Annotated in this window: 19 protein-coding genes; 9 read left to right on the plus strand and 10 right to left on the minus strand. The window is 70.3% G+C overall.

The window, feature by feature from the left end:
- Positions 1-97 precede the first annotated feature (97 nt).
- The 5 genes from FREUN1FDRAFT_RS06525 to FREUN1FDRAFT_RS06545 all read right to left on the minus strand — a co-directional run bounded on the left by FREUN1FDRAFT_RS06525 (position 98) and on the right by FREUN1FDRAFT_RS06545 (position 6,764).
- Positions 98-421 (minus strand): Rieske (2Fe-2S) protein, encoded by a 324-nt coding sequence (locus FREUN1FDRAFT_RS06525; protein WP_006539186.1) that lies wholly within the window; start codon positions 419-421, stop codon positions 98-100.
- Positions 422-511: 90 nt separating this feature from the next.
- Positions 512-1,276, minus strand: a complete 765-nt coding sequence (locus FREUN1FDRAFT_RS06530; protein ID WP_006539187.1) for an SDR family oxidoreductase — start codon at positions 1,274-1,276, stop codon at positions 512-514.
- A complete protein-coding gene (locus tag FREUN1FDRAFT_RS06535) occupies positions 1,273-2,550 on the minus strand; it encodes an amidohydrolase family protein (protein ID WP_035950380.1) in 1,278 nt (425 codons plus the stop codon). The genes FREUN1FDRAFT_RS06530 and FREUN1FDRAFT_RS06535 overlap by 4 nt, the downstream gene beginning before the upstream one ends.
- Before the next feature lie 55 nt (positions 2,551-2,605).
- Positions 2,606-5,509 carry an ATP-binding cassette domain-containing protein gene (locus tag FREUN1FDRAFT_RS06540; protein WP_006539189.1) on the minus strand — a complete coding sequence of 968 codons (2,904 nt, stop codon included), beginning with the start codon at positions 5,507-5,509 and terminating at the stop codon, positions 2,606-2,608.
- Positions 5,510-5,552: 43 nt separating this feature from the next.
- On the minus strand, positions 5,553-6,764 hold the full coding sequence (locus FREUN1FDRAFT_RS06545; protein ID WP_006539190.1) for an ABC transporter substrate-binding protein: 1,212 nt from the start codon (positions 6,762-6,764) through the stop codon (positions 5,553-5,555).
- A 623-nt stretch (positions 6,765-7,387) separates the two neighbouring features.
- On the opposite strand from FREUN1FDRAFT_RS06545, the gene FREUN1FDRAFT_RS06550 reads away from it, so the two are divergent.
- Positions 7,388-8,608, plus strand: a complete 1,221-nt coding sequence (locus FREUN1FDRAFT_RS06550; protein WP_006539191.1) for a CaiB/BaiF CoA-transferase family protein — start codon at positions 7,388-7,390, stop codon at positions 8,606-8,608.
- 59 nt (positions 8,609-8,667) lie between these two features.
- Entirely contained in the window at positions 8,668-9,735 is a 1,068-nt protein-coding gene (locus tag FREUN1FDRAFT_RS06555; RefSeq protein ID WP_006539192.1) for a hypothetical protein, read from the plus strand.
- A gap of 60 nt (positions 9,736-9,795) precedes the next feature.
- Here the strand turns inward: FREUN1FDRAFT_RS06555 and FREUN1FDRAFT_RS06560 are convergent, their stop codons facing one another.
- Positions 9,796-10,623: an SDR family oxidoreductase gene (locus tag FREUN1FDRAFT_RS06560; protein ID WP_006539193.1), complete on the minus strand. Its 828-nt coding sequence runs from the start codon at positions 10,621-10,623 to the stop codon at positions 9,796-9,798.
- A 230-nt stretch (positions 10,624-10,853) separates the two neighbouring features.
- Here FREUN1FDRAFT_RS06560 and FREUN1FDRAFT_RS06565 point away from each other — a divergent pair, with 230 nt between their 5' ends.
- The 4 genes from FREUN1FDRAFT_RS06565 (at position 10,854) to FREUN1FDRAFT_RS06580 (ending at position 15,606) form a co-directional block, all read left to right on the plus strand.
- On the plus strand, positions 10,854-11,855 hold the full coding sequence (locus FREUN1FDRAFT_RS06565; protein ID WP_006539194.1) for an enoyl-CoA hydratase: 1,002 nt from the start codon (positions 10,854-10,856) through the stop codon (positions 11,853-11,855).
- A 4-nt stretch (positions 11,856-11,859) separates the two neighbouring features.
- Positions 11,860-12,864: a sucrase ferredoxin gene (locus tag FREUN1FDRAFT_RS06570; protein ID WP_006539195.1), complete on the plus strand. Its 1,005-nt coding sequence runs from the start codon at positions 11,860-11,862 to the stop codon at positions 12,862-12,864.
- Between the two features lie 13 nt (positions 12,865-12,877).
- Positions 12,878-14,344: an aldehyde dehydrogenase family protein gene (locus FREUN1FDRAFT_RS06575; protein ID WP_006539196.1), complete on the plus strand. Its 1,467-nt coding sequence runs from the start codon at positions 12,878-12,880 to the stop codon at positions 14,342-14,344.
- A gap of 71 nt (positions 14,345-14,415) precedes the next feature.
- On the plus strand, positions 14,416-15,606 hold the full coding sequence (locus FREUN1FDRAFT_RS06580; RefSeq protein ID WP_006539197.1) for a cytochrome P450: 1,191 nt from the start codon (positions 14,416-14,418) through the stop codon (positions 15,604-15,606).
- 102 nt (positions 15,607-15,708) lie between these two features.
- On the opposite strand, the gene FREUN1FDRAFT_RS06585 is transcribed toward FREUN1FDRAFT_RS06580, so the two are convergent.
- Both FREUN1FDRAFT_RS06585 and FREUN1FDRAFT_RS44970 read right to left on the minus strand, forming a co-directional pair.
- Positions 15,709-16,098, minus strand: a complete 390-nt coding sequence (locus FREUN1FDRAFT_RS06585) for a PPOX class F420-dependent oxidoreductase (protein ID WP_006539198.1) — start codon at positions 16,096-16,098, stop codon at positions 15,709-15,711.
- A 38-nt stretch (positions 16,099-16,136) separates the two neighbouring features.
- Positions 16,137-16,850, minus strand: a complete 714-nt coding sequence (locus FREUN1FDRAFT_RS44970; RefSeq protein WP_006539199.1) for a TetR/AcrR family transcriptional regulator — start codon at positions 16,848-16,850, stop codon at positions 16,137-16,139.
- A gap of 172 nt (positions 16,851-17,022) precedes the next feature.
- Here FREUN1FDRAFT_RS44970 and FREUN1FDRAFT_RS06595 point away from each other — a divergent pair, with 172 nt between their 5' ends.
- Positions 17,023-18,060 (plus strand): alcohol dehydrogenase catalytic domain-containing protein, encoded by a 1,038-nt coding sequence (locus FREUN1FDRAFT_RS06595; protein ID WP_006539200.1) that lies wholly within the window; start codon positions 17,023-17,025, stop codon positions 18,058-18,060.
- Positions 18,061-18,120: 60 nt separating this feature from the next.
- On the opposite strand, the gene FREUN1FDRAFT_RS06600 is transcribed toward FREUN1FDRAFT_RS06595, so the two are convergent.
- Both FREUN1FDRAFT_RS06600 and FREUN1FDRAFT_RS06605 read right to left on the minus strand, forming a co-directional pair.
- Positions 18,121-18,708, minus strand: coding sequence for a PaaI family thioesterase (locus FREUN1FDRAFT_RS06600; protein WP_006539201.1), 588 nt, complete (start codon positions 18,706-18,708; stop codon positions 18,121-18,123).
- A gap of 26 nt (positions 18,709-18,734) precedes the next feature.
- Positions 18,735-19,466, minus strand: a complete 732-nt coding sequence (locus FREUN1FDRAFT_RS06605) for an MBL fold metallo-hydrolase (RefSeq protein ID WP_006539202.1) — start codon at positions 19,464-19,466, stop codon at positions 18,735-18,737.
- A gap of 322 nt (positions 19,467-19,788) precedes the next feature.
- Between FREUN1FDRAFT_RS06605 and FREUN1FDRAFT_RS06610 the strand changes: the two genes are divergently transcribed.
- Positions 19,789-21,402 (plus strand): FMN-binding glutamate synthase family protein, encoded by a 1,614-nt coding sequence (locus FREUN1FDRAFT_RS06610; protein WP_006539203.1) that lies wholly within the window; start codon positions 19,789-19,791, stop codon positions 21,400-21,402.
- 146 nt (positions 21,403-21,548) lie between these two features.
- Positions 21,549-22,520, plus strand: a complete 972-nt coding sequence (locus tag FREUN1FDRAFT_RS06615) for an aldo/keto reductase (RefSeq protein WP_006539204.1) — start codon at positions 21,549-21,551, stop codon at positions 22,518-22,520.
- Positions 22,521-22,542 lie beyond the last annotated feature (22 nt).

The raw sequence follows: 22,542 nt of genomic DNA on the forward strand, positions 1-22,542 counted from the left end.
GACACAGGTTCGGCGCTCGGCGACGAAGGGGCGCCGGGCCCGGTGCGGTCACCGCCGCGCCGCGGGCCCGGCGCCCCGGGGCCGGTCCAGATGCGGGTCAGATCTGGATCTGCACGACCTCGTCCTCGACCCGGGTCGGGAACACCATCAGATCCTGGTTGAACCCGTCCGAGGACGAGGGCCGGACACAGGCGCCGGTCCGGACGTCATAACGGCTGGCGTGCTGGGGGCAGATGATGAAGCACCCCTGGTCCAGGGGGCGCCCGCCCAGCACGCTGCCCTGGTGCGGGCAGAGGTTCTGGAAGGCGAAGTACTCGCCGTCGACGTTGGCGACGGCCACCGGGAATCCGTCGACGATGACGGTCGCGGTCTCGCCCGGCCCGATCCAGTCAACCGGAACGGCATCGTGGAAATCAGCCACTGCTTCTCCTGAATGACGGTCACTGAGCCTTTCCATCTCACGGCCCACTTCACGGATGCCGCGAGTCCGCGTCGAGATGGGGAAGGCTCATTAGTAGCTGCGGGCGCGGATGACGTCGAGTTTCTGGCCGCGTGGCCGCGTGACGATGAAGACGTGGACGTCGGCCACGCTTTCGACGGTCTGGCCGCCGTGCTTGCCCATGACCCGGCGGATGGTTCCCTCCTCCTGCAACCTCGGCCACACGATGTCGCTGTGCGCCCCGTGGTTCTCCCAGTCGGTCGACCCGCCGCCCTCGCCCAGGGCGACCCCCTGGATGAGGGTCGTCACGCGGATCTCCTCCTTCTCGAACTCCAGGTTCAGGGCCTGGCCGAGCGCCTCCAGCCCCGCCTTGGTGAGGCGGTACACGGATTCGAAGGGGAAGACCTCGATCGTCACCTCGGACGAGGTGTTGATGATGTCGCCGCCGCCGGCCGCCCGCAGCAGCGGAATCGCCGCCCGGCAGGTGTAGACCGGGCCCAGCAGATTGGCGCGGACCTGGGCCATGATGTCGCCGTCGGAAAGCTCGTCGAACGGGCACGGGCGGTGCAGGCCCGCGTTGTTGATGAGGATGTCGAGCTTCCCGAACCGCTCCTCGATGGCGCCGAAGGCGCTCCGCACGCTGTCCGGGTCGCCGACGTCGGTCGGCAGGCCCACGGTGCTCGGCCCGAGCTCGTCCACGAGGGCCTTGAGGCGGTCCGGCCCCCGGGCCAGCAGCACCACCGAGGCACCCTCGGCCGCGAAGCGCCTGGCCACAGCCAGGCCCGATCCGCTGGTCGCCCCGGTGACCGCGACAACCTTGCCCGCGAGCTGACTCATCGGGCCAGCACCCCGATCCCCGCCGCTTCGTTGCGCCGCCGCCACTCGTCCTTCGGCATGCGGGTGGTGTCGACGTTCGCGGCCCGGGCCCGGGCCCGCAGCGCGCCGACCGTGGCCTGCTCACGCGGAATCGTCGTGAACGGGTCGAAGTCGAAGAAACGGCACGCGTTCTGCCAGGTGATCTGATGGGTCTCCGGCTCGGTCACGCCGGCCTCGGTCAGCTCGTCCCACAGCAGTTCAGGCGATTCGGGCCAGGTGGTGTCCGTGTGCGGATAGTCGGATTCCCAGGCGATGATGTCGATGCCGATGTCATGCCGGGCCTTGAGCCCGGAGAGGTCGGTGATGAAACACCCCAGCACGTGCTCCCGGAAGATCTCCGACGGCAGCCGCCCACCGAAGTCGTTGTGCAGCCACACCTGGTTCTTCACGTGTCGGTCGGCTCGTTCGAGGTAGAAGGGAATCCACCCGATCCCGGCCTCGGAGAAGGCGATCTTCAAGGTCGGGTACTTCTCGAGAACGTGGCCGAACAGAAGATCCTGCGCGACCAGCGTCATGATCTGCGTCGACAGGATGATCGAGTGGTCCGGCGGGGCCTCCGGCGGCAGTTTCAGCAGGCCCATCCCGCCGCCGATGTGCAGACAGAGCACGGTGCCGGCGTCGACGACGGCCCGCAGCATCGGATCCCAGTAGCCGGACAGCAGGCTCGGGTAGCCCTGCGCGTGCGGCGCCTCCAGGAAACTGACGGCCCGGCAGCCCTTCGCGGCGAGCCGGCGCACCTCCGCCGCGGCGAGCTCCGCGTCCCACATCGGGAGCATTCCGATCGGGATGAAACGGCCGGGGGCACCGGCGCACCACTCGTCGATGTGCCAGTCGTTGTAGGCCTGAAGCATGATCATGGAGAGTTTCTTGTCCGGCGCCTCGGCGAACGTCCGGGCGTTGTAGCCGGCCATGCTGGGGAAGCACATCGAGGCGAGGACGCCGTTGGCGTTCATGTCGTCGACGCGCGCGCTCAGGTCGAAACATCCGGGTCGCAGCTCGGTGTAGGTCCCGGGGTCACGGCCCCATTCCTCGGCCGGCCAGCCCACCGTGGCGGCCATCCCGAAGGGTGTGGACGTCGCCACGCCCTGGAACACCCACTGGTCGATCCCCGCGTCGTTGCGGATGACCTTCGGTGCCAGATCCCGGTACCTGGCGGGCACGTGCCGCTCGTACATGTCCGGCGGCTCGATCGAATGATCGTCGATACTGACGAGGATCATGTCTTCTTTTTCCATGCTCACACCGGCCCTTCGTTTTCCCTGATCGGATTCACTGTCTGCCGGGCTCCGCTCACCTGGAGAGTTCCCGGCCGACCGCGGCGACGTCCTGGCTGGCGGCCGGCTCCGCCGCAGCTGCCGGCTGGGCCGAGTGGACCGCTTCGGGCGGTTCCGCGGAACCGCTGTGCTCCGCGGACTCCGCGCTCTCCGCGCTCTCCGGGTCTTCCGTGCCGAGGTAGGCGGCGATCACCCGGGGATCCGAGCGGATCTCGGCCGGGGTCCCGGTCGCGATGACCTTGCCGAAGTCCATGACCACCAGCCGGTCGCAGACCCGGTTGAGCATGGGCACGTCGTGTTCGACCAGGACGATGCCGATGCCCCATTCGTCCACCAGCCGGCGCAGCAGGTCGGAGAGCTCGTGGGTCTCCGACTCGTTGAGGCCGGCGGCCGGTTCGTCCAGCAGCAGGACCGAGGGCTCGGCCGCGATCGCCCGGGCGATGGCCACCTGGCGCCGGCGCCCGTAGGAGAGCTCGGACGGCAGGCGGTCGAGATCGTCGGCGAGCGCGAACATCTCGACCGCGGAGCGCGCCGCCGGTGTGAGCTGGGTGCGCCTGGGATGCACCAGGTCGGTGACGTAGGCGACCGAGTCGCGCGGGTCGGCGGCGGTGCGCAGATTCTCCAGCACGCTGAGCTGGTCGAACAGCTCCAGCGACTGGAAGGTGCGACCGATGCCGAGCAGGGCCCGGCGGCGCGGGTTGTGGGCGTCTATCCGTGCGTCGTCAAGCTGGATGGTGCCGCTCCACAGCCGGGTGAAGCCGGTGACGGCGTCGATGAAGGTGGTCTTGCCGGCCCCGTTGGGGCCCATGAGCCCGACGATCTCGCCGGGCCGGATCTCCATCGAGACACCGCCGAGCGCGTGGACGCCGCCGAAGCGGACGGCGAGGTCCTGCACCCGCAGCACCTTGGGCGTCACCCGGTGTGCGACGGCGGGCGGGACCGCGCCGGTGCCCAGCCGCCCGCCGCCGCTTGCGGTGGGTTCCGCGGTGCCGGTGGGTTCCGCGGTGCCGGTGGGTTCCGCGGTGCCGGTGGTGCTTCGGGAGCGGCTGGCACCGCTCCCGAAGCGGGCGGTGAGCGCCGCCGGGGGCCGCCAGCCCGCGATGCGGGCCGCGAAACCGTTGGGGAAGCTGATCAGCGTGGGCGCGAGAAGCGCGGCGAGCGCGAGCGTCACGTACTGGTTGATGTCACCGTTCGGGAAGATCTCGCCGAAGATCTTGGAGGTGAGCCCGCCCGAGGTGCTGGCACCGGCGATGACGCCACCGAGCAGGAAGCCGACGCCGCCGATGACCGTGTTGATGACGACGGCGATCGAATTGAACACGTTGAACTGGTTGAAGTCGACATAGCTCGACTGGAAGGCCAGCAGAACGCCGCCGAGCCCGGCGATGGCCGCCGAGAGCGCGAACGAGACGAGCTTGGCCCCGTACACGCTGATGCCCAGCGAGGCGGCCGCGCGTTCGTTGCCGCGTACGGCCACCAGCCGGCGGCCTGCCCGCCCGCGCCTGATGTTGCCGGCCACCACGGCGGCCAGCAGCAGGGCGGTCAGGCAGACGATGGCGTACCGCTTCGGGTGGCTGACCGGGTCGACGTCCCAACCGAACAGCGAGGCGGGTTCGACGACGGTCCCTTCCAGCCCGCCGGTCAGCGGAACGCTCTGGAAGAGGACCGCCTGAAGGGAGTAGGCGAGCCCGAAGGTGGCGATGGCCAGGTGGATGCCCCTGGTCCGCAGCGCGGGCAGGCCGACCAGGACGCCCAGGGGGACCGCCGCGACCACGCCGATGACCAGCACCAGCAGGAACGGTAGCCCGTGTTCGGCTGCGAGGCGGGAGGCGACGTAGCCGCCCCAGCCGGCGAACGCGAACTGCGCCAGCGAGAGCTGCCCACCGTAGCCGGTGACCACGACCAGCGAGACGCAGACGATCGCGCCGATGATCGTGGTGGTGAAGGCGTCCGTCCAGTTGTCCGGCGTCGACAGGATGATCACGGTCATCACCGCGACGGCGGCCGCTACCCGGCCGGGCCGCAGCACACCGGTCCCGATCTCGGGGAGCACTTCGTTGACGTGGCTGCGCAGCGGCAGCCCGCGGCCGCGTACGACCAGCACCAGCACGACGACCAGGAACGGGACCGCCTCGCCCCATCCCGCGGCGCTCACGTAGTTGGTGATCTCGGACTGGGTGATGCCGATGACCATCGAGGCCGCGAAGGCGATGGGGAAGGACGCGAAAACCGCGACCACGCAGGTGGCCAGGGCCGGGATGATCAGCAGGATGAGCGTGTTGATGTCGAGGCCGGTGATCGGGACGATGAGGATGCCGGCCGCCCCGGCGAGCATGGCACCCAGCGTCCAGTTGATGACGGCGACCACATCCGGCGAGTGGCCGGTGAGCTGTGCCGCGCGCTCGTTCTCGGCCACCGCGGCGGTGACGGCGCCGAACCTGCTGTACCGGTAGACCAGCCACAGGACCGCCGAGATCACCACCGCGATGGCGAGCAGGACCAGGCGGTCCGCGCCCACCGCCGGCCCGCCGAACGGGTGGACGCTGTCGGTGGGAAGGAACGACGGCACGATGTGCACCTCGGTGCCGAAGATGATGCGGCCCGCCTGCTGCAGCACCACCATCACACCGAGGGTTGCGATCACCCTGGTCAGCGGTGGTGCGTCGCGCAGTGGGCGCATCACCGCCAGGTGCATGAGGGCGCCGACGGCCCCCGAGATCGCCAGGGCCAGCACGACGGCGGGCGCGGTCGGAACACCGGCCTCCATGTGCAGTTGGTAGAAGGCCAGGGCGCCCACCGCGGCGAACGCGCCCTGCGCGAAGTTCACGACGCCGGAGCCTCGATAGACGAGGAGAAGGCCCTGGCCGGCAAGGGCGTAGATGGCTCCCAGACCGAGGCCGAGCAAGGCGAAGCGAATCATCGTCGCGCTACCCCTCGGTTTCCGCCGCTCGCGCTGGTCGCGGTCATGGCTTCGTGAAAATCGGGACGTAGCCCTCGGAGGTCTGCTGGAGCTTGCCGTCCTTGACGACGCCTTCGACGATCTGCTGGTTGAACAGACGGGGCATCCCGGGCAGGGCGTCGAAGGGCTTGGTGGTGGAGAAGCCGTCCGGCAGCAGGCCGAAGACGTTGAAGTCGTTGAGGTTGCTGAACGCCTTCAACGTGGACTCGCGGGTGACGGGGCCGTCGATCGTGCGGGCCACCTGCGCGAACGCCCAGGTGTCGAGCCAGCCGTAGAGGCTGACCTGGTCGATGATCTTGCCGGGCTGGTATTTGGCCATCTCGTCGCGGAACCGGACGATGCCCGGCTCGTCGCTGGTGACGATGGGCAGCCCGGCGGAGACGAGGACGCCGTCGGCCTTGTCTCCGAGCGCGGACAGCGCGCTGGGCACGAGCGCGGACGCGCTGGAGGAGATCTTCTGGTCGAAGTCGCCCCCGCGGGCCACGGTGAGCCAGGCGGCGAAGTGCGTGGGCATCGCGGCGAGGGCGACAGCGTCACCTTCGGCTCCCCGGGTCACCGCGGGGGTGAGGTCGGTGGCTGTCAGGTCGATCGGGATGCTGCCCGTGATCTTCAAGCCGCGGCCGCGTTCCAGGGAGACCTCGTTGAACTGCACCGCGGAGGCGGCCTGCGCGATGTTGGTGTAGGCGACCTGGATCTTCTTGGCTCCGGCGTCGGCCAGGACGGTGCCCAGCGCCGCGCCCTCGGACCCGGCGAGCGGGAAGGAGTTCTTGGAGTTCAGTACCGACTGGCTCTGCGGCGGCGGGCCGATGTTGGGAACACCGGCAGCGGCCAGGATCGTGTTGACCTGCTCCTGGTAGGCCTCGTAGTCGCCCACCTCGGCGATGATCGTCTTGTCGGCGACCAGGTTGCGGGCGCATTCGACGGCCTTCGCCGGTCCGTCGGTGCCGCCGGCGTCGCAGACCTTGACGGTGAGCGGCCGGCCGTTGATGCCGCCGGAGGCGTTCACCGCGGAGGCCGCGGCCAGCGCTCCGTGGTAGACCTCGACGGGCGGGCTGACGCTCGACAGCGGCGTGATCACTTCGACGACGATCGGGTCACCGGTCAGGCCCGCGGTGTCCGCCGCGGCCCCGTCGTCGGAGCCACCACCGCAGGCGGCGAGTGCGGCCGATAACAGCCCGGTCGCGGCGATCACCGCGAGTGCCCTGCGATTCTTCATGATCGGACTTCCCTTCCCGGTGTTCTCCCTGAGAAAAGAAACGGGAGACTCGTGTGACGGCAGCACTCCAACCGGCGTTTCGGCCGGTTTCCTTCGTTTCCGGCTGGCCTGGCCCGGGACACGCCAGGCGCAGGCTCATCGGTGTTTTCTGGGCAGCGCTCATCGGCCACGGCAGGGTTCCCGTCGCGCACTGACCCACCGCACGCTGCGGGTCACTCCGGCCCGTCGGGCGCGGTTTGTCCGTTTCCGTCTCTGGAGGAATCTCAGTTTTGAACTGAGTCAAATTTTGCGAGATCTACTTTTTAACAGGTGGGCGCGGGTCGCACAACCCTCTGTCCAGGTCCGATATGCGGGGAGGGCTGGCGGCGTCCGCCTGCTTCCGAGGTGCGACCCGGTTCGGCCTGGATGCCGTGGTCGCGAGGGCTGGCTCGTGGGCCTCCCCGTCGTCGGCGGGTGGGCCCGGTGCAGCTCGGGGGTCCGGTGCCGAGCTGGCGTCGCGCCCGTCCCGGGGTGCGGCCGACCCTTGCATACTTTGACTCAGTCTAACTATGGTGTCGAGGGAGCGGCCGGGGCGACCAGCGTCCAGCAGGCTTTCAGGCCGTTAGGGAAGGGAGTTCGAGCCAGTGCATCAGCCGATGGCGGGCGTCAAGATGGTTGAGGTCGCCCAGTTCACGTTCACACCTGCGGCAGGCGGAATTCTTGCCGAGTGGGGTGCCGATGTGATCAAGGTCGAGCATGCCGTGGCAGGTGACGCCCAGCGGGGAATGGTGAACCACCCGAAGGACGGCACATTCCAGCCGATCATGGATCATCCCAACCGCGGGAAGCGCAGCATCGGCCTCGACCTCGCCACCCCCGCGGGCTACGACGTCCTCCTCGAACTGTGCCGTGACGCGGACATCTTCCTCACCAATTTCCTCCCGGCCGCGCGCCGCCGGCTGCGGCTGGAGGTCGACGACATCCGAAAGGTGAACCCGGACATCATCTTCGTCCGCGGGTCCGCGCACGGGCAGCGTGGGCCTTGGGCGGAGAAGGGCGGCTACGACGGCTCCGCCTTCTGGTGCCGGATGGGCAGCGCCTGGGGGGTGACCCCGCAGGAGAGCCCGCGGGTCGTCAGCATGCCCGCCGGTGCCTACGGCGACTCGATGGGCGCCATGACCATCGCCGGCGGCATCGCCGCCGCGCTCTACGGTCGCGCGACCACCGGCCAGCCCTCGGTCGTCGACGTCTCCCTCATGAGCGTCGGGGCCTGGGCCTTCGCGCTCGACCTGGGAAACGCGGCACTCACCGGTGCCGCGAAGGAGCCCGTGCCGCTCAACCAGACCATGATGAACGTGGCGCTGAACCCGACGGTGGGCCACTTCCGGACGTCCGACGGGCGATGGATCAACTTCACGATGCCACAGGCCTTCCGCTATTTCGCGGACGTCTGCCACCACCTCGGTATCGAGCATCTCGTCACCGACGAACGTTTCGAGACCGCGCAGAAGCTCATGGCCAACTCCGCCGAGGCCGGCCAGTACATCGCCGACGCGATCGCCGCGAAGCCATACGCGCACTGGATCGACCATCTGCAGACGATGGAAGGCCCCTGGGCCCCCGTCCAGGGGCCACTCGACATCCTCGACGACCCGCAGATGCACGCCAACGGCTACCTGAGCACGTTTCCCGACAGCGAGGGCAAGGAGCGTCGGCTGGTCGCCAACCCCGTCCAGTTCGACAACCAGCCGCCGGACACCCGGCGCGCCCCCCAGTTCGCCGAGCACACCGACGACCTGCTCCGGGAGCTCGGGCACACCGACGAGCAGATCATCCAGATGAAGATCGACGGCGCCGTCACCTGACCGGTGAGCTCGGCGCGCCCCCTCGGACCACTCCAGCCCCTCGGACAGCGGAGGACACCGTGACATACCGCGTCATCCAATGGACAACCGGCACCGTCGCCAGGGAGGCGGTGGCGGGCATCCTCGGCCACGCCGATCTGGAGCTGGTGGGCGCCTGGGCCCACTCCGAGCACAAGGACGGCCGGGATGTCGGCGAACTGTGCGGATTAGGCCCGCTCGGCGTGGCAGCGACCCGTGACAAGGACGCGCTGCTGGCCACGCCCGCCGACTGCGTCTGCTTCACCGTCGGACGGAACTGGGTGGAGGACCCGAGCGAGACGTTCGGGGACCTGCTGCGGATCCTTCGGTCCGGCAAGAACGTCGTGAACCTGTGGTGGCCGACCCTGGTGTACCCGAAGGCGCAGGACGACGACCTGTACAAGGAACTGGAGCAGGCCTGCCTCGACGGCGGGTCGTCGATCGTCACGGTCGGGATGGACCCCGGCTACGGCACCGCGGGCCTCGCGCTGTCCGCGCTGGCACTCGCCCGTGAGGTCAGCAGCGTGCACATGTACCAGTTCATGAACAACGCCTACTGGGAGGGGGAGGGCATCACGAAGTTCTTCGGCTTCGGCCAGCGGGACGCGGCGCGCTCGCCCATCCTCGCGCCCGGTGTCACCACCCGTTACCACGCGACGACGTTGCACCTGCTGGCCGACGCCATCGGCGTGACGATCGAGGAGATCGTCGAGGACCACACGGTCATCTACGCCGACGAGGCCTTCGACGTGGCGTCAGGCCACATCCCGGCCGGGACCATCGCCGGGGTCAGGTACCGGGTCAAGGGCGTGGTCGGCGGCGTGCCCAAGGTGGTTGTCGAGCATGTCGAGAAGCTGCGGGAGAACGACTTCGCGGAGCTGGGATTCTCCGGCGACGGCTACCGGGCGGTCGTCGAGGGCCTGCCCGGCATCACACTGGACCTCAAGATCTCCTCACCGGCCGGTTACGCGGGCGACCCGGTAGCCGTGGCGTCGGCGATGAGCGTCGTCAACGCGGTTCCCCGGGTCTGCGCGGCCGAACCGGGGGTGCTGTCGCTGCTCGACCTGCCGCCGTTCCCATCGAGAAATCCGAGCGCCCCGCGGCTTTAGAAAAGAAAGCGGCGGCTCACCGGAAATCGGTGGGCCGCCGCTTCTGTTGAACGGGGTCGGTCAGACCGACCGCTGGGTCATCAGGAACTCGATGACCGGGCGGCCCGCCTCCCACGATCCGCCGATCGAGGACATCACGTGGCCGGAATCGACCAGGAGGCTGACGCCGCTGACACCGGCGGCCGCGGAACTGTTCAGAAAGGCCATCACGTCGGCGATCTCCTCCGCCCGCAACGGCGCCGTGCCGGTCGCCTTGCGGTACTGCTCGTCGAAACCGAGCCAGGTGTTGGCACGGGCGAGCGGGGTGTCCGTCGGCCCCGGGCAGACCGCGTTGATCCGAATTCCCTTCGCCAGCAGCGGATAGGATTCGCGAGCGACGTAGGCGTTGATCGCCTGCTTGCTGAACATGTAGGTGCAGGTGCCGTCATGACCGTCAACCCACGCATCGGCGGACGCGTAGTCGGGCGTCTCGAGGAAATCGACCAGCAGCGGCAGGTGGTTCTGCCAGCCGAGCCCCGCAACCGACGAGATCATGCAGATCGCCGAGCCGGGGACCAGTGTTCCGTCCCGGACCAGCCGCTCGGCCAGGTGGCGGTGGGCGATGAAGTTGACCCGCATGACAGCCGGCCCGCCGGCGATGCCGGCCGCGGAGAACACCGCGTGCAGCGGTCCGGTGACCTGGTCGATCGCGGCGTTCAGTGCGTCGGGGTCGGTGAGGTCGACGGTGATCTGACGGGCGACCGGATAGTCGACCGGGGCGCGGTCCATGACCACGACCTCCGCGCCGAGCGCGGTGACCGCCCGGGCCGCCGCCGCGCCCATCCCGGTGGCTCCCCCGACTACGAGAACCCGCTTTCCGTCGTAGCGAAATGCTGCTGCCTCGGTCATGCTCCGCGCCCTCCGATTCTTCCTGCCCAGGTCTGCTCCGGGGTGGGTCGGCGTCTCGATGGCCCGTAGGAAATGGGGGCCACGCCGACCTTGCCCGCGACCGGGTTGACAGTACATGTACTTGAACCTAGTGTAAATATGGACGGTAAGGAGGCAGGTGGGAGACCTGTCTCCTCTGGAGTCGGCAGGCTGGTACGAGCGGACTGCGCCGCCCGGAGAGAAGGGCATCCATGAGCGAGCCGCAATACTCGGTGACCGATTCGAGCTGTGCTGCTACTGATTCACGCCGCGCAGTAGTCGATTCGCGCTACCAATACCTCACCTACGAGGAGCTGGACGACGGGGCGATTGTTCGGATCATGCTCAACCGTCCCGGGACCCGTAACGCCCAGAATCGCGGCCTGTTGGTGGAGCTGGGGGAGGCGTTTCTGCGCGCCGAGGCGGACGACACCGTCCGTGTCGTCATTCTCGGCGGCCACGGCCCCATGTTCTCGACGGGGCACGACATGGGCTCGCGCCAGGGCCGTGAGGACATGCTCGCGGGGCCGAACCAGCATCCCTCGGCAAAGGTGAACGGAGGGACCCGGAACGGCGCCGAGAAGCTGATGCTGCAGGAGTGGCACCACTTCTTCGAAAACACTCGCCGCTGGCGGAACCTTCGGAAGATCACCATTGCCGCCGTGCACGGCGAGGTCTACGCGGCGGGCCTGATGCTGATGTGGGCATGCGACCTCATCGTGGCCGCGGAGGGCACCACGTTCGCCGACATGGTGGGCACCCGGCTCGGCATGTGCGGCATGGAGTACTTCGCGCACCCCTGGGAGTTCGGCCCGCGCCGGGCCAAGGAACTGCTGCTCACCGGCGACTCGATCGACGCCGAGGAGGCCTGGCGCCTCGGGATGGTCTCCAAGATCTTCCCTGGCGCCGAGCTGCACGACTCGGCGCTGAGGTTCGCCCGGCGCATCGCCTCGATTCCCACCATGGCAGCCCTGCTCATCAAGGAGTCGGTGAACCAGAGCGTGGACAACATGGGCTTCTACAACGCGCTGAACGCCTGCTTCACGCTCCACGAGCTCAACCACTCCCACTGGGCCTGGGTGCACGAGGGCGGAATGCCGGTGGGTCAGCCGGGTGACCAGGGGATCGCCGACTGGCGAACCAGTCCGCCGGTTCCGCCGTCGCACCGAAACCTCGTCATGGCTCCGGCACCGAACGCCCACCCGGTCGGTTGACGGCATGGACGTGACCGCGGGGGTCCGCCCACCCGACGTCGACCCCGACGCGAAGATCAGATGCTCCGACTGGGCGCGGGTGGCGGCGATGTCGCCGGCGGGCACGGCCGGAACCTACCCGGGTTTCCTGCTCGTCGAGATCCCGCTGCCCTGGCCGCGGGACGTCGGCGAGAGCGCCCAGGTCGCCGCCCTGGAGCCGATCGTCGGCCCGCCCGGGTACCGGCTGCAGGCCGTCGTCCCCGCCCAGCAACGCCCGGTGGGGGAGGAACGCCGGGTGATTCTGCATGCCCGCAGGCCCGGTGAGTCCGGGTTCACCGGCTACCGCAGGTTCGAGAGCGCGGTCGGGTCCTCGTTGTACGACGCGGTCGGCGAGCTGGTCGCGGCGGCGGCGGACCCGGCCCCGTCGGCGCTGGAGAGCCCCGCGGTCGACGTCCTGGTGTGCGGGCACGGACGCCGTGACGCCTGCTGCGGCCGGCTCGGCGCGGGGCTGGGCGTGAAACTGGAGGCGGCCGGGGCACGGCCGGGGGTGAACCTGTGGCGGGCCAGCCACCTCGGTGGTCACCGGTTCGCGCCGGTGTGCCTGGTTCTCCCGGAGGGCACCGGCTGGGCCTTCGCCGATCTCGATCTCGTCGAGTCCGTGCTGGGGCGGTCCGGGGACCCGGGGCGGCTCGCCGATCACTACCGGGGCTGCTCGGGCCTCGCGGACCCGCAGGTGCAGGCGCTCGAGCTGGAGGTCCTGCGGCGGGAGGGCTGGAGTGTCCTGGATCGCCCACGCAGCGGGTCGGTGCACGGCACGCGGGCCGAGCTGACCTGGGCCGAGGGCACAAACGCGGTCACCTGGTCGGCGGACGTCCGCCCCGGCCGAACCGTCGCGATGCCCGACTGCCTGAGCCCGCCGTCGGCCGCGGTGAAGAGCCAGACCGAATGGGCGGTCTCCGACGTCGTCCGCCACGAGCACACGCCGTCCGCCACGAGCACACGCCGCTCGCCTGACACACGCCTCACCTGACAGGAGCAAGGACATGACCTACGCGGGCCTGGACATCGCGAAACTGCTCATCGACGGCCGGCTCGTCGACGCGGACGGCGGGGCCACGTACGACAACATCAACCCGGCCACCGAGGCCGCGATCGGCGTCGCGCCCGACGCCTCCGCCGGCGATGTGGACGCGGCGGTCACGGCCGCTCGCAGGGCCTTCGACGAGACTGCCTGGAGCACCGACGTGGCGTTGCGGGTGCGCTGCCTGCGCCAGTTGCAGGATGCGCTTTCCAAGCACGCCGAGCCGTTCAAGGCGATGTCGACGGCCGAGGTCGGCCTGCCGAGCAAGATCTCCGGCTCCACCTTCGACCGCCCGGTCGAGGGGATCGGCTGGGTAGCCGACCTGCTGGAGAAGTACGAGTTCACGCAGGCGCACGGCATCGGCCAGATCGAGCAGTTCCGCTCCCGCCGCTGGACGGAGCGGGAGCCCTACGGCGTGGTCGGCGCGATCACCCCGTGGAACCAGCCCACCCAGGTGAACCTCGCGAAGGTCGCCCCCGCGCTCGCCGCCGGGAACACCGTCGTCCTGAAGGCCGCGCCGACGACCCCGTGGTGCGCCAGCGCGCTGGGAAAGATCGTCGCGGAGCACACCGACATCCCACCCGGCGTCCTCAACGTCATCACCAGCTCGGTCAACGACCGGGGTGAGGAGCTCATCACCGATCCGCGCGTCGACCTGATCAGCTTCACCGGTTCCACCGCGGTCGGGCGACGGATCATGAAGCTGGGCTCGGAGACGGTGAAGAAGTGCTTCCTGGAACTCGGCGGGAAGTCGGCGAACATCGTCTTCGCCGACGCCGACTTCGCGACCGCGATCGGGATGTCCACCTTCATGGTCTGCGTCCACGCCGGCCAGGGGTGCGCCACGCTGACCCGGCTGCTCCTGCCCCGCTCCCGGTTCGAGGAGGGCGTCCAGCTCGCCGCCCAGATGCTGTCGATGGTGCCCTACGGTGATCCGCTCGACCCCGCGAACGTGATGGGCCCACTGAACAGCGCACGCCACCTCGAACGGGTCGAGGGCATCGTCGAGCGGGCGAAGGCGGCCGGCGGCACGCCTGTCCTCGGCGGGCGGCGCCCGTCCCGGTTCGACAAGGGCTACTACTTCGAGCCGACCCTGTTCGCCGACATGCCCGAGGACGCCGAGATCGTCCGCAACGAGATCTTCGGGCCGGTGCTCGTCGCGCTGCCGTTCGACGACGAGGACGACGCCGTACGGATCGCCAACGACAGCATCTTCGGCCTCTCCGGCGCGGTCTTCTCCGGCGACCACGAGCGTTCCAAGGCGGTCGCCCGCAGGATCCGCGCCGGCACGATGATCGTGGACGGCGGCATCTACTACGGGCCGGACGTCCCCTTCGGCGGGTACAAGCAGAGCGGCATCGGCCGCGAGATGGGCCAGCTGGGCTTCGAGGAGTACCTCCAGATCAAGACCCTGTGCGAGCCCGTGTGACGGCCCCGGGACCGGTACCGCACACCCACACACCTGCGCAGACGCACGTCGACAGGAGCCAGGAGCACAGCGTGAGCACCGCGACCGAGATCTACTACGACCCGTACGACTTCGACATCGACCAGGACCCCTACCCGGTGTGGAAGCGCATGCGGGATGAGCAGCCGCTTTACTACAACGAGCGGTACGACTTCTACGCGCTCTCCCGGTACGCCGACGTCGAGGCCGCCTCCGTCGACTGGCAGTCCTACACCTCGGCCAAGGGCATTCTGATGGAGATGGTGAAGGCCGGCTTACCGACACCGCCGGGGCTGTTCATCGCCGAGGACCCGCCCGAGCACGACATGCACCGGCTCATCCTGAGCCGGGCCGTCACCCCGCGGCGCGTCCAGGTCCTGGAGACGCGGATCCGGGAGCTGTGCGCCGAGTACCTCGACCCGCTGGTCGGCAGCGGTGGCTTCGACCTGGTGCAGGACTTCGCCGGCCACCTGCCGATGCGGGTCATCGGCGCCCTCGTCGGCATTCCCGACGAGTACCTGCTGAGCCTGCGCGACAAGGTGGAGGAGTCGGCCCGGCTCACCGAGGAGAAGCCGCAGGAGGAGCAGCGGCTGCCCAGCATCGGCGCACCGTACGCGCCGTTCCTGGAGTTCCGCCGCGCCAACCCGGCGGACGACTTCCTCACCACCCTCATCCAGGCCCGCTTCACCGACGTCTTCACCGGCGAGGAACGCGGGCTGAGCGACGCCGAGATCCTCAACTACGTCGGCATGCTCTACGCGGCCGGGGTCGAGACGACGGCCCGGCTGATCGGCTGGCTCGGGAAGGTCCTCGCCGAGCACCCCGACCAGCGGGCCCAGGTCGTGGCCGACAGGTCGCTCGTCCCGAACGCGGTCGAGGAGACGCTGCGGTACGAGGTGCCGTCGCCGATCCAGATCAGGGTGGCGGCGAAACCGGTCGAGCTGTACGGGCAGCGCGTCGAGGAAGGGAAGATCGTCACCCTGCTGACCGGCTCGGCGAACCGGGACGAGCGGGCCTTTCCCGACGCGGACACCTTCGACATCCACCGGAAGATCGACGCGCATCTGACGTTCGGCAAGGGCGTGCACTACTGCTTCGGGGCCGCCCTGGCGCGGATCGAGGGCCGGATCGCACTGGAGGAGATCCTGAACCGCTTCCCACGCTGGGATGTCGACCTGTCCGGCGCGGAGCTGATCCACACCGCGACCATCCGCGGCTACCACAAGCTGCCGATCGTCCTGTGAGCCAGCCGGCGGCGGGCGTCGGCGGACAGCGGGGGATGGGCGGTTCCGCGGAACCGCCTACCCACCGCCTACGCACCGCCCACCGTCGACTGCCCGGGCTCGCTAACCGAGCTCGACGACGCGGGTGGGACGGAGGGTGACCACCACCCGCCCGTCGACGGGCGCCGGGAAATGCTCCAGGTCACTGCCGTAGACCGCCAGCAGGCGCCTGAGGAAGGCCAGGTCGGTGTCCTCGGTGATCTCGACGGTTCCGCGGACCTCCAGAGTCCGGTACGGGTTGGCCGGGTCGATCACGAAGAGGGTCGCCTGCGGCCGGGCGACGAGGTTGCGGTACTTCTGCCGGCTGGGGTGCAGCGAGGTGCGGACGTGATCGCCGTCCAGCATCGCCCAGATCGCGGTGACCTGCGGCAGCCCGTCGACTCCGACCGTCGCGAGGGTGATCGTGTGGCCGGACTCCAGCAGGTCGCGGTGGCTCGGGGAGATGGTCGGCACCGGTTCTCCTTTTCGGGACGCGAAGTCAGGTGGGATGCCTACGGTGAACGGTATCCGCGGACCGACCGGTCCCCACCGCGCCCTCCCGGCGGGTCGGCGGCCGCCGACCAGGCCAGCGTGCGGACGGCCGCGGCAGCCTCGTCGGCCACCCGGGCGGGGCTGGTGTCGAAGCCGCGCATGAACCCGCCGCGTGGCAGGTAGGCGTAGCCGTGCGCGATGGCGACCAGCGCCCGCAGCAGGTGGCCGGCCGCGTCGGGGTCGCCGGTGACGGCCAGCGCGGGGAACAGCAGGCGGTCGTGCAGCTCTCGGGTGGCCTCGCGCCGCTGCGGGTCGGGTACGTCCTGGAGCTCGTCGGCGAAGATCAGCTCGAACCCGGCGCCGTGGGTGAGGGTGAAGTGGACGTAGACCCGGGTGAGCGTGGCGAGCACCTCGACGGCGCGTGCCACCCCGACCTCCGCGCCGTCTCCAACATCGCCGTCGCGATCGCTGCCGCTGTCGCCGGGTTCCGCCGGTCGCTCGGTGGCCTCGCGCATCAGCTCGGAGAGCTGGCGGGCGGCGAAGGTCGCGGCGGCGGAGAGCAGCTCGGCCCGGTTGGCGAAGTGCCGGTAGGGCGCGGCCCCGCTGACTTCGGCCCGCCGGGCCGCGGCGGCGACCGACAGCCCGGTGACCCCCTTCGCGCTGACCAGCTCGAGCGCGGCCTGGACGAGCGCGGCGCGCAGGTCCCCGTGGTGATAGGCGGCTCGCCGGGTCACCGCTGACGCCCCCTGCCCCTGCCTCTGCTTCGACCGCTGCCCATGCCCTGACCTGCGCTGATCCATTGGCGCTGATGTGTTCCATCCCGCTTTGACCTCAATGTTAGAGGACTCTTACATTGGTGCGACTCGCGGGCCCGGCCCGCGCCCCGGACCAGGAGGCGGACAGCACATGCGAGCGACGTTCATGTACGGAGCAGGCGACGTCCGCGTCGAGAACGTGCCGGATCCGCGGATCGAGGCACCGACCGACGCCGTCGTCCGCACGGTGCTGGCCTGCGTGTGCGGCTCCGACCTGCACCCGTTCCACTCGATGCCCGCCGCCGAGCAGGGAGTCCCGATGGGCCACGAGTTCATCGGTGTCGTGGAGGAGATCGGCGCGGAGGTCACCGGTCTGGCGGTGGGCGACCTTGTCATCTCCCCGTTCTCCTTCTCCGACAACACCTGTGCGTTCTGCCGTGACGGCCTGCACACCTCGTGCGTCAACGTCGGCTGGTTCGGCGGCGGCGGCGCGGGCGGTGTGCAGGCCGAGCTGGCGAGGGTGCCCCAGGCCGCCGGCACCCTCGTGAAGATCCCGGGTGACGTCGACGAGGCACTGCTGCCCTCCCTGCTCACCCTGTCGGACGTCTACCTGACCGGCTGGCACGCCGCGCACATGGGCAAGGTGGCCCCCGGCTCGACGGTCACGGTGATCGGCGACGGCGCGGTGGGCCTTTCCGCGGTTCTCGCCGCGAAGCAGTTGGGTGCCGAGCGGATCATCCTGATGGGGCGGCACACCTCCCGCACCGACCTGGGCCGTGAGTTCGGCGCCACGGACGTCGTCGCCGAGCGTGGCGAGGAGGGCGTCGCCAGGGTGCTCGACCTCACCGGTGGGGAGGGCAGCCCGGTGGTGATCGAGGCCGTCGGCTACATGCCGGCCTACGAGCAGGCCTATGGCGTGGTCCGTCCGGGCGGGATCATCTCCCGGGTCGGCGTGCCGCAGTACGAGGAGGCACCGGTCGGCTTCGGCTCCCTGTTCGGCAAGAACGTCTACCTCACCGGCGGGCCGGCACCGGTGCGTGCCTACCTCGAGCAGGCGCTGCCCGAGGTGCTGAAGGGCGCGATCAACCCCGGTAAGGTGTTCGACCGCACCGTCACCCTCGACAACGTCGCCGACGCCTACCGTGCCATGGACTCCCGCGCCGCCCTGAAGGTCCTCGTCCGTCCCTGACCGCGGCGCGCGGCGCCGTCTCGCGCGGATGCCGCGCCGCCGCGCGCGCCGCGCCGCCTACTACCCGGTGGGTCTGAGCTGGATGAACAGGCTCTCAACATCGGCGCACAGGGTTTCGCCGTCGAACAGCCGGCCGCTGAGGAACAGCTTGCGGCCCTCGACGCGGTCGACCGTCGCCTCCACCCGCAGCCCCACCTCGACCCGGGTGAGCGCGCGGTAGTTGACGTTCAGGTACAGCGACCGCGCGAACGGCCGCCCGTGGTTGGCCAGCATGGCCAGCACCTCGTCGAACACCAGCCCGATGGCGCCGCCGTGCACCGCCCCGCCGAGGGTGAGGTAGTGCCGCCCGAACGTCACCCGGGCCACCGCGCGGTCGCCGCCCCGTTCGTCCCAGATCACCGGGGGAACCATCGTCTGGCCGCGGCCGTCGAGGTCCAGCCGCATGCCGGTGACGCGCTCGGCCTCGGGGACGGCGAACTGCCGCAGCTGTGCGCTGAGCTGCGCGAACTGGTCGGCGACCTGGGTCACGACCGCGGCGGGCGGGCGGGTGTCGGCCACCACGTCGAGCAGCTCGCGCAGGTTCTCCACGAACCGGCCGAAGTCGGGGCCACCGGGAACGTCGAGTAAGGGTGCAGAATGCTCCGTCACAGGGACCGATCCTTCCAGGCCCGCGGTCACAATGTGGGCCGGGAGAGGCGTTCGGCGGCGGCGCGCAGGAAGGCTGCGGCATCACCCGCGAGGGGTTCGCCGTGCCCGAAGCAGACGGTCTCGACGTCGAGCGCCGCCAGCCTGGCGAAGGATGCGAGGGCCTCGGCCCGGTCGACGTTGAACACGCCTGGGAAGACCGGCGTCCGCGGGTCGGCGGACTGCGGGTCGCGGGCCATGATGTCGCCGGCGAACAGCACCCGCGGCCCGGGCAGGTAGAGCGCGATGCTGCCGGCGGTGTGCCCCGGCGTGGCGATGGTCAGTGCCCCGTCGGCGATGTCGACGACGTCCCCGTCGGCCAGCGGGCGGTCGACCCGCACCCCAGCGGGATCGGTGGCCGGCAGGCCGGCCTGGACCTGGTCGTACAGAGCCTGCTCCCAGTCGGCGAGGTCCGGCGGCGGGGCCGCGGCGCGCCCCTCGACCAGGGGGACGTCCGCCTGGTGGGCGAGCACGGTCACCTCACCCCAGGCCGCGATCTCGGCCGCCGCGCCGACGTGGTCGACGTGACCGTGCGTGAGGACGAGCTGCCGGACGTCCCGCGGGTGCCAGCCGAGTCCGCGGATCGCCCCGGCGATGTGCGGCCCGGAGCCGGGTAGACCCGCGTCGATCACGGTGAGGCCGTCCGGGTCCCGCCACAGGTAGACGTGCCCGACGGGAAAGCGCAGGAAGTAGAGGTCCGGGACCAGCTCGACGACGTCCATGGCGGCACGGTAGGCACTGCCGCTCGCATCCCGGGGCGGTCTCTGCCTGAGGCAGATTCGCCGTGAGCAGAGCGGACCGGTGGCGGCCGCTGTTGATTCGGTGGCGACGGGTGGCGACCGGTGGCGACCGGTGTCGATGGTGCGTCGAGGGATGTTGATCGCGGCGGGCCGTCCGCTGTCGGCGCAGCCCGGCCGGCGGAAACCGCGGAAAGCGGGGATAGCGTCGGACCTGCCGCGGACACTGGCGAACCGGGCCCGATCAGACCGATCGGCGCAACGGGGCGTCGGGTCGGAATCCGGGGCAGGAAGGGCACGGTTCGCGATGTTGCCGGTTGCGACGGTTCTCCTCCTGGCCGCGCTGGTCGCGGTGGGGTCGGTGCTGGCGTTGTTCGTGTCGGCGGGCTGGTGGGCCGGCGTCGGGGTCGCCGCCGCGCTGCTGCTGCTCGCCGTGCATGACGTGACCCAGCGGCGGCACGCGATCCTGCGCTTCCACCCGGTGCTCGGGCATCTGCGGTTCGCCCTGGAGAAGATCCGCCCGGAGATCCAGCAGTACTTCATCGAGCGCAACTACGACGGGCGCCCGTTCGACCGCGACACCCGGACGGTGATCTACCAGCGGGCCAAGGGCATCCACGGTGACCAGGCGTTCGGCACCGAGCGGGACGTCAACGAGGTCGGCTACGAGTACCTGCCGCATTCGACCGCCCCGGTGCCCGTCGACCCCGCCGCGCCGCCGCCGCGGGTGCGGATCGGCGGGCCCGACTGCACCCAGCCCTACGACATGGCGCTGCTGAACATCTCGGCGATGAGCTTCGGGGCGCTGTCGGCGAACGCGGTGCTGGCGATGAACCGGGGCGCGGCGGCCGGCGGTTTCGCCCACGACACCGGTGAGGGCGGCCTGACCGAGTTCCACCTGCGGCACGGCGCCGACCTGGTCTGGGAGATCGGCAGCGGCTATTTCGGCACCCGCACCCCGGACGGCGACTTCGACCCGGCCCGCTTCACCGACGTCGCCGCGCTGCCGACGGTGCGGATGGTCGAGCTGAAGCTGAGCCAGGGCGCGAAGCCCGGCCTCGGCGGCGTGCTGCCGGCGGCGAAGGTGACCGCCGCGATCGCGGCGGCCCGCGGGGTGCCCCTCGGCGTGGACTGCATCAGCCCGGCGCATCACCGGGTGTTCTCCACCCCACGCGAGCTCGTCCTGTTCGTCGCGCGGATGCGGGAGCTGGCGGCGGGCAAGCCGGCCGGGTTCAAGCTGTGCGTCGGTTCCCGCCGGGAGCTGCTGGCGATCTGCAAGGCGATGGTCGTCGAGGGGGTCACCCCCGACTTCATCGTGGTGGACGGCTCCGAGGGCGGCACCGGCGCGGCCCCGCTGGAGTACGAGGACCATGTCGGCACCCCGCTGACCGAAGGGCTGATCACGGTGCACAACGCCCTGGTCGGCGTCGGCCTGCGCGGGCAGGTCCGGATCGGGGTGAGCGGCAAGGTCGCCAGCGGTGTCGACATCGTGAAGCGGATCGCGCAGGGCGCCGACTACACCAACGCGGCGCGGCCGATGATGATGGCGACCGGCTGCATCCAGGCGCAGCGCTGCCACACGAACACCTGCCCGGTCGGGGTGGCCACCCAGGACCCGCGCCGGGCACGCGCACTGGACGTCGCGGACAAGAGCGAGCGGGTGCGGCGCTACCAGGCGGCGACCGTCGAGCAGGCGGTGCGGGTGATGGCCTCCCTCGGCTGCGCCGGCCCCGGCGAGCTCGGCCCCGAGATGCTGCTGCGCCGGGTCAGCCACACCGACACCCGCAGCTACGCCGAGCTTTTCGACTGGCTGGAGCCCGGGGAGCTCCTTGCCGATCCGCCGCGTGCCTGGGCGGCGGACTGGGCCGCCGCCGACCCCGACTCCTTCCGCCCCGGTTCCTGCCGTGCCCTCCCAGCCTGAGGCGGGCTCGGGCCGGGCGGGGCGGGCTTAGGCTGAGCCGTGACGCATCCCGACAGGCCACATCCCAGGACAGGCCACATCCCAGGACAGGCCACATCGCGAACAGGCCATAGGTCATCCCGGGCGGGCCAGGGAGAGGAGCGATCATGAAGCACGTCAGGCTGCGCGACCTGGAGGTCTCCCGTCTCGGTCTCGGGACGATGGGGATGTCCTTCGCCTACAGCGGTGCCGGCAGTGACGACGACGAGTCGATCCGGGCCATCCACCGGGCGCTCGACCTGGGTGTCACCTTCCTCGACACCGCCGAGGTGTACGGGCCGTTCACGAACGAGGAGCTGGTCGGGCGGGCGTTGAAGGGCCGCCGCGACGGCGTCGTCCTGGCCACGAAGTTCGGCTTCGTCTCGCACACCGGCCGCGCCGGCCTGGACAGCAGCCCGGCGAGCATCCGCGCCGCGGTCGAGGGGTCGCTGCGGCGCCTCGACACCGACCACATCGACCTGTACTACCAGCACCGGGTCGATCCGGACACGCCGATCGAGGATGTTGTCGGCGTTCTGGCCGAGCTGGTCGCCGAAGGCAAGATCCGTCATATCGGGCTGTCGGAGGCCGGGCCGGGCACGATCCGCCGGGCACACGCGGTCCATCCGGTCACGGCGCTGCAGTCGGAGTACTCGCTGTGGACCCGTGACCCCGAGGCGGAGATCCTTCCGTTGCTGCGGGAGCTCGGCATCGGGCTCGTCCCGTACTCGCCGCTCGGCCGGGGCTTCCTGACCGGGCAGATCCGCTCGCTCGACGAGCTGGACGAGGGCGACTGGCGCCGGACGAATCCCCGCTTCGCCGGCGGGAACCTGGAACGCAACCTGGCGATCGCCGACGAGGTCGCCGCCGTCGCCACGGAGATCGGCGCCACCCCGGCGCAGATCGCGCTGGCCTGGCTGCTGGCCAAGGGCGATGATCTCGCCCCGATTCCCGGTACCAAGCGGGTCGCCCGCGTCGAGGAGAACGTGGCCGCCGACGCGATCAGCCTGACCCCGGAGCAGGTGCGCAGGCTCGACGCGCTCACGCCGCCGGCGGGTGAGCGGTACGCCGAGGCGCCGATGGGCCTGATCGACCGCTGAACACGGCCCTAGACTGAGCCGG

The organism is Parafrankia sp. EUN1f (assembly GCF_000177675.1).
In the GTDB taxonomy this organism is placed as follows: domain Bacteria; phylum Actinomycetota; class Actinomycetes; order Frankiales; family Frankiaceae; genus Parafrankia.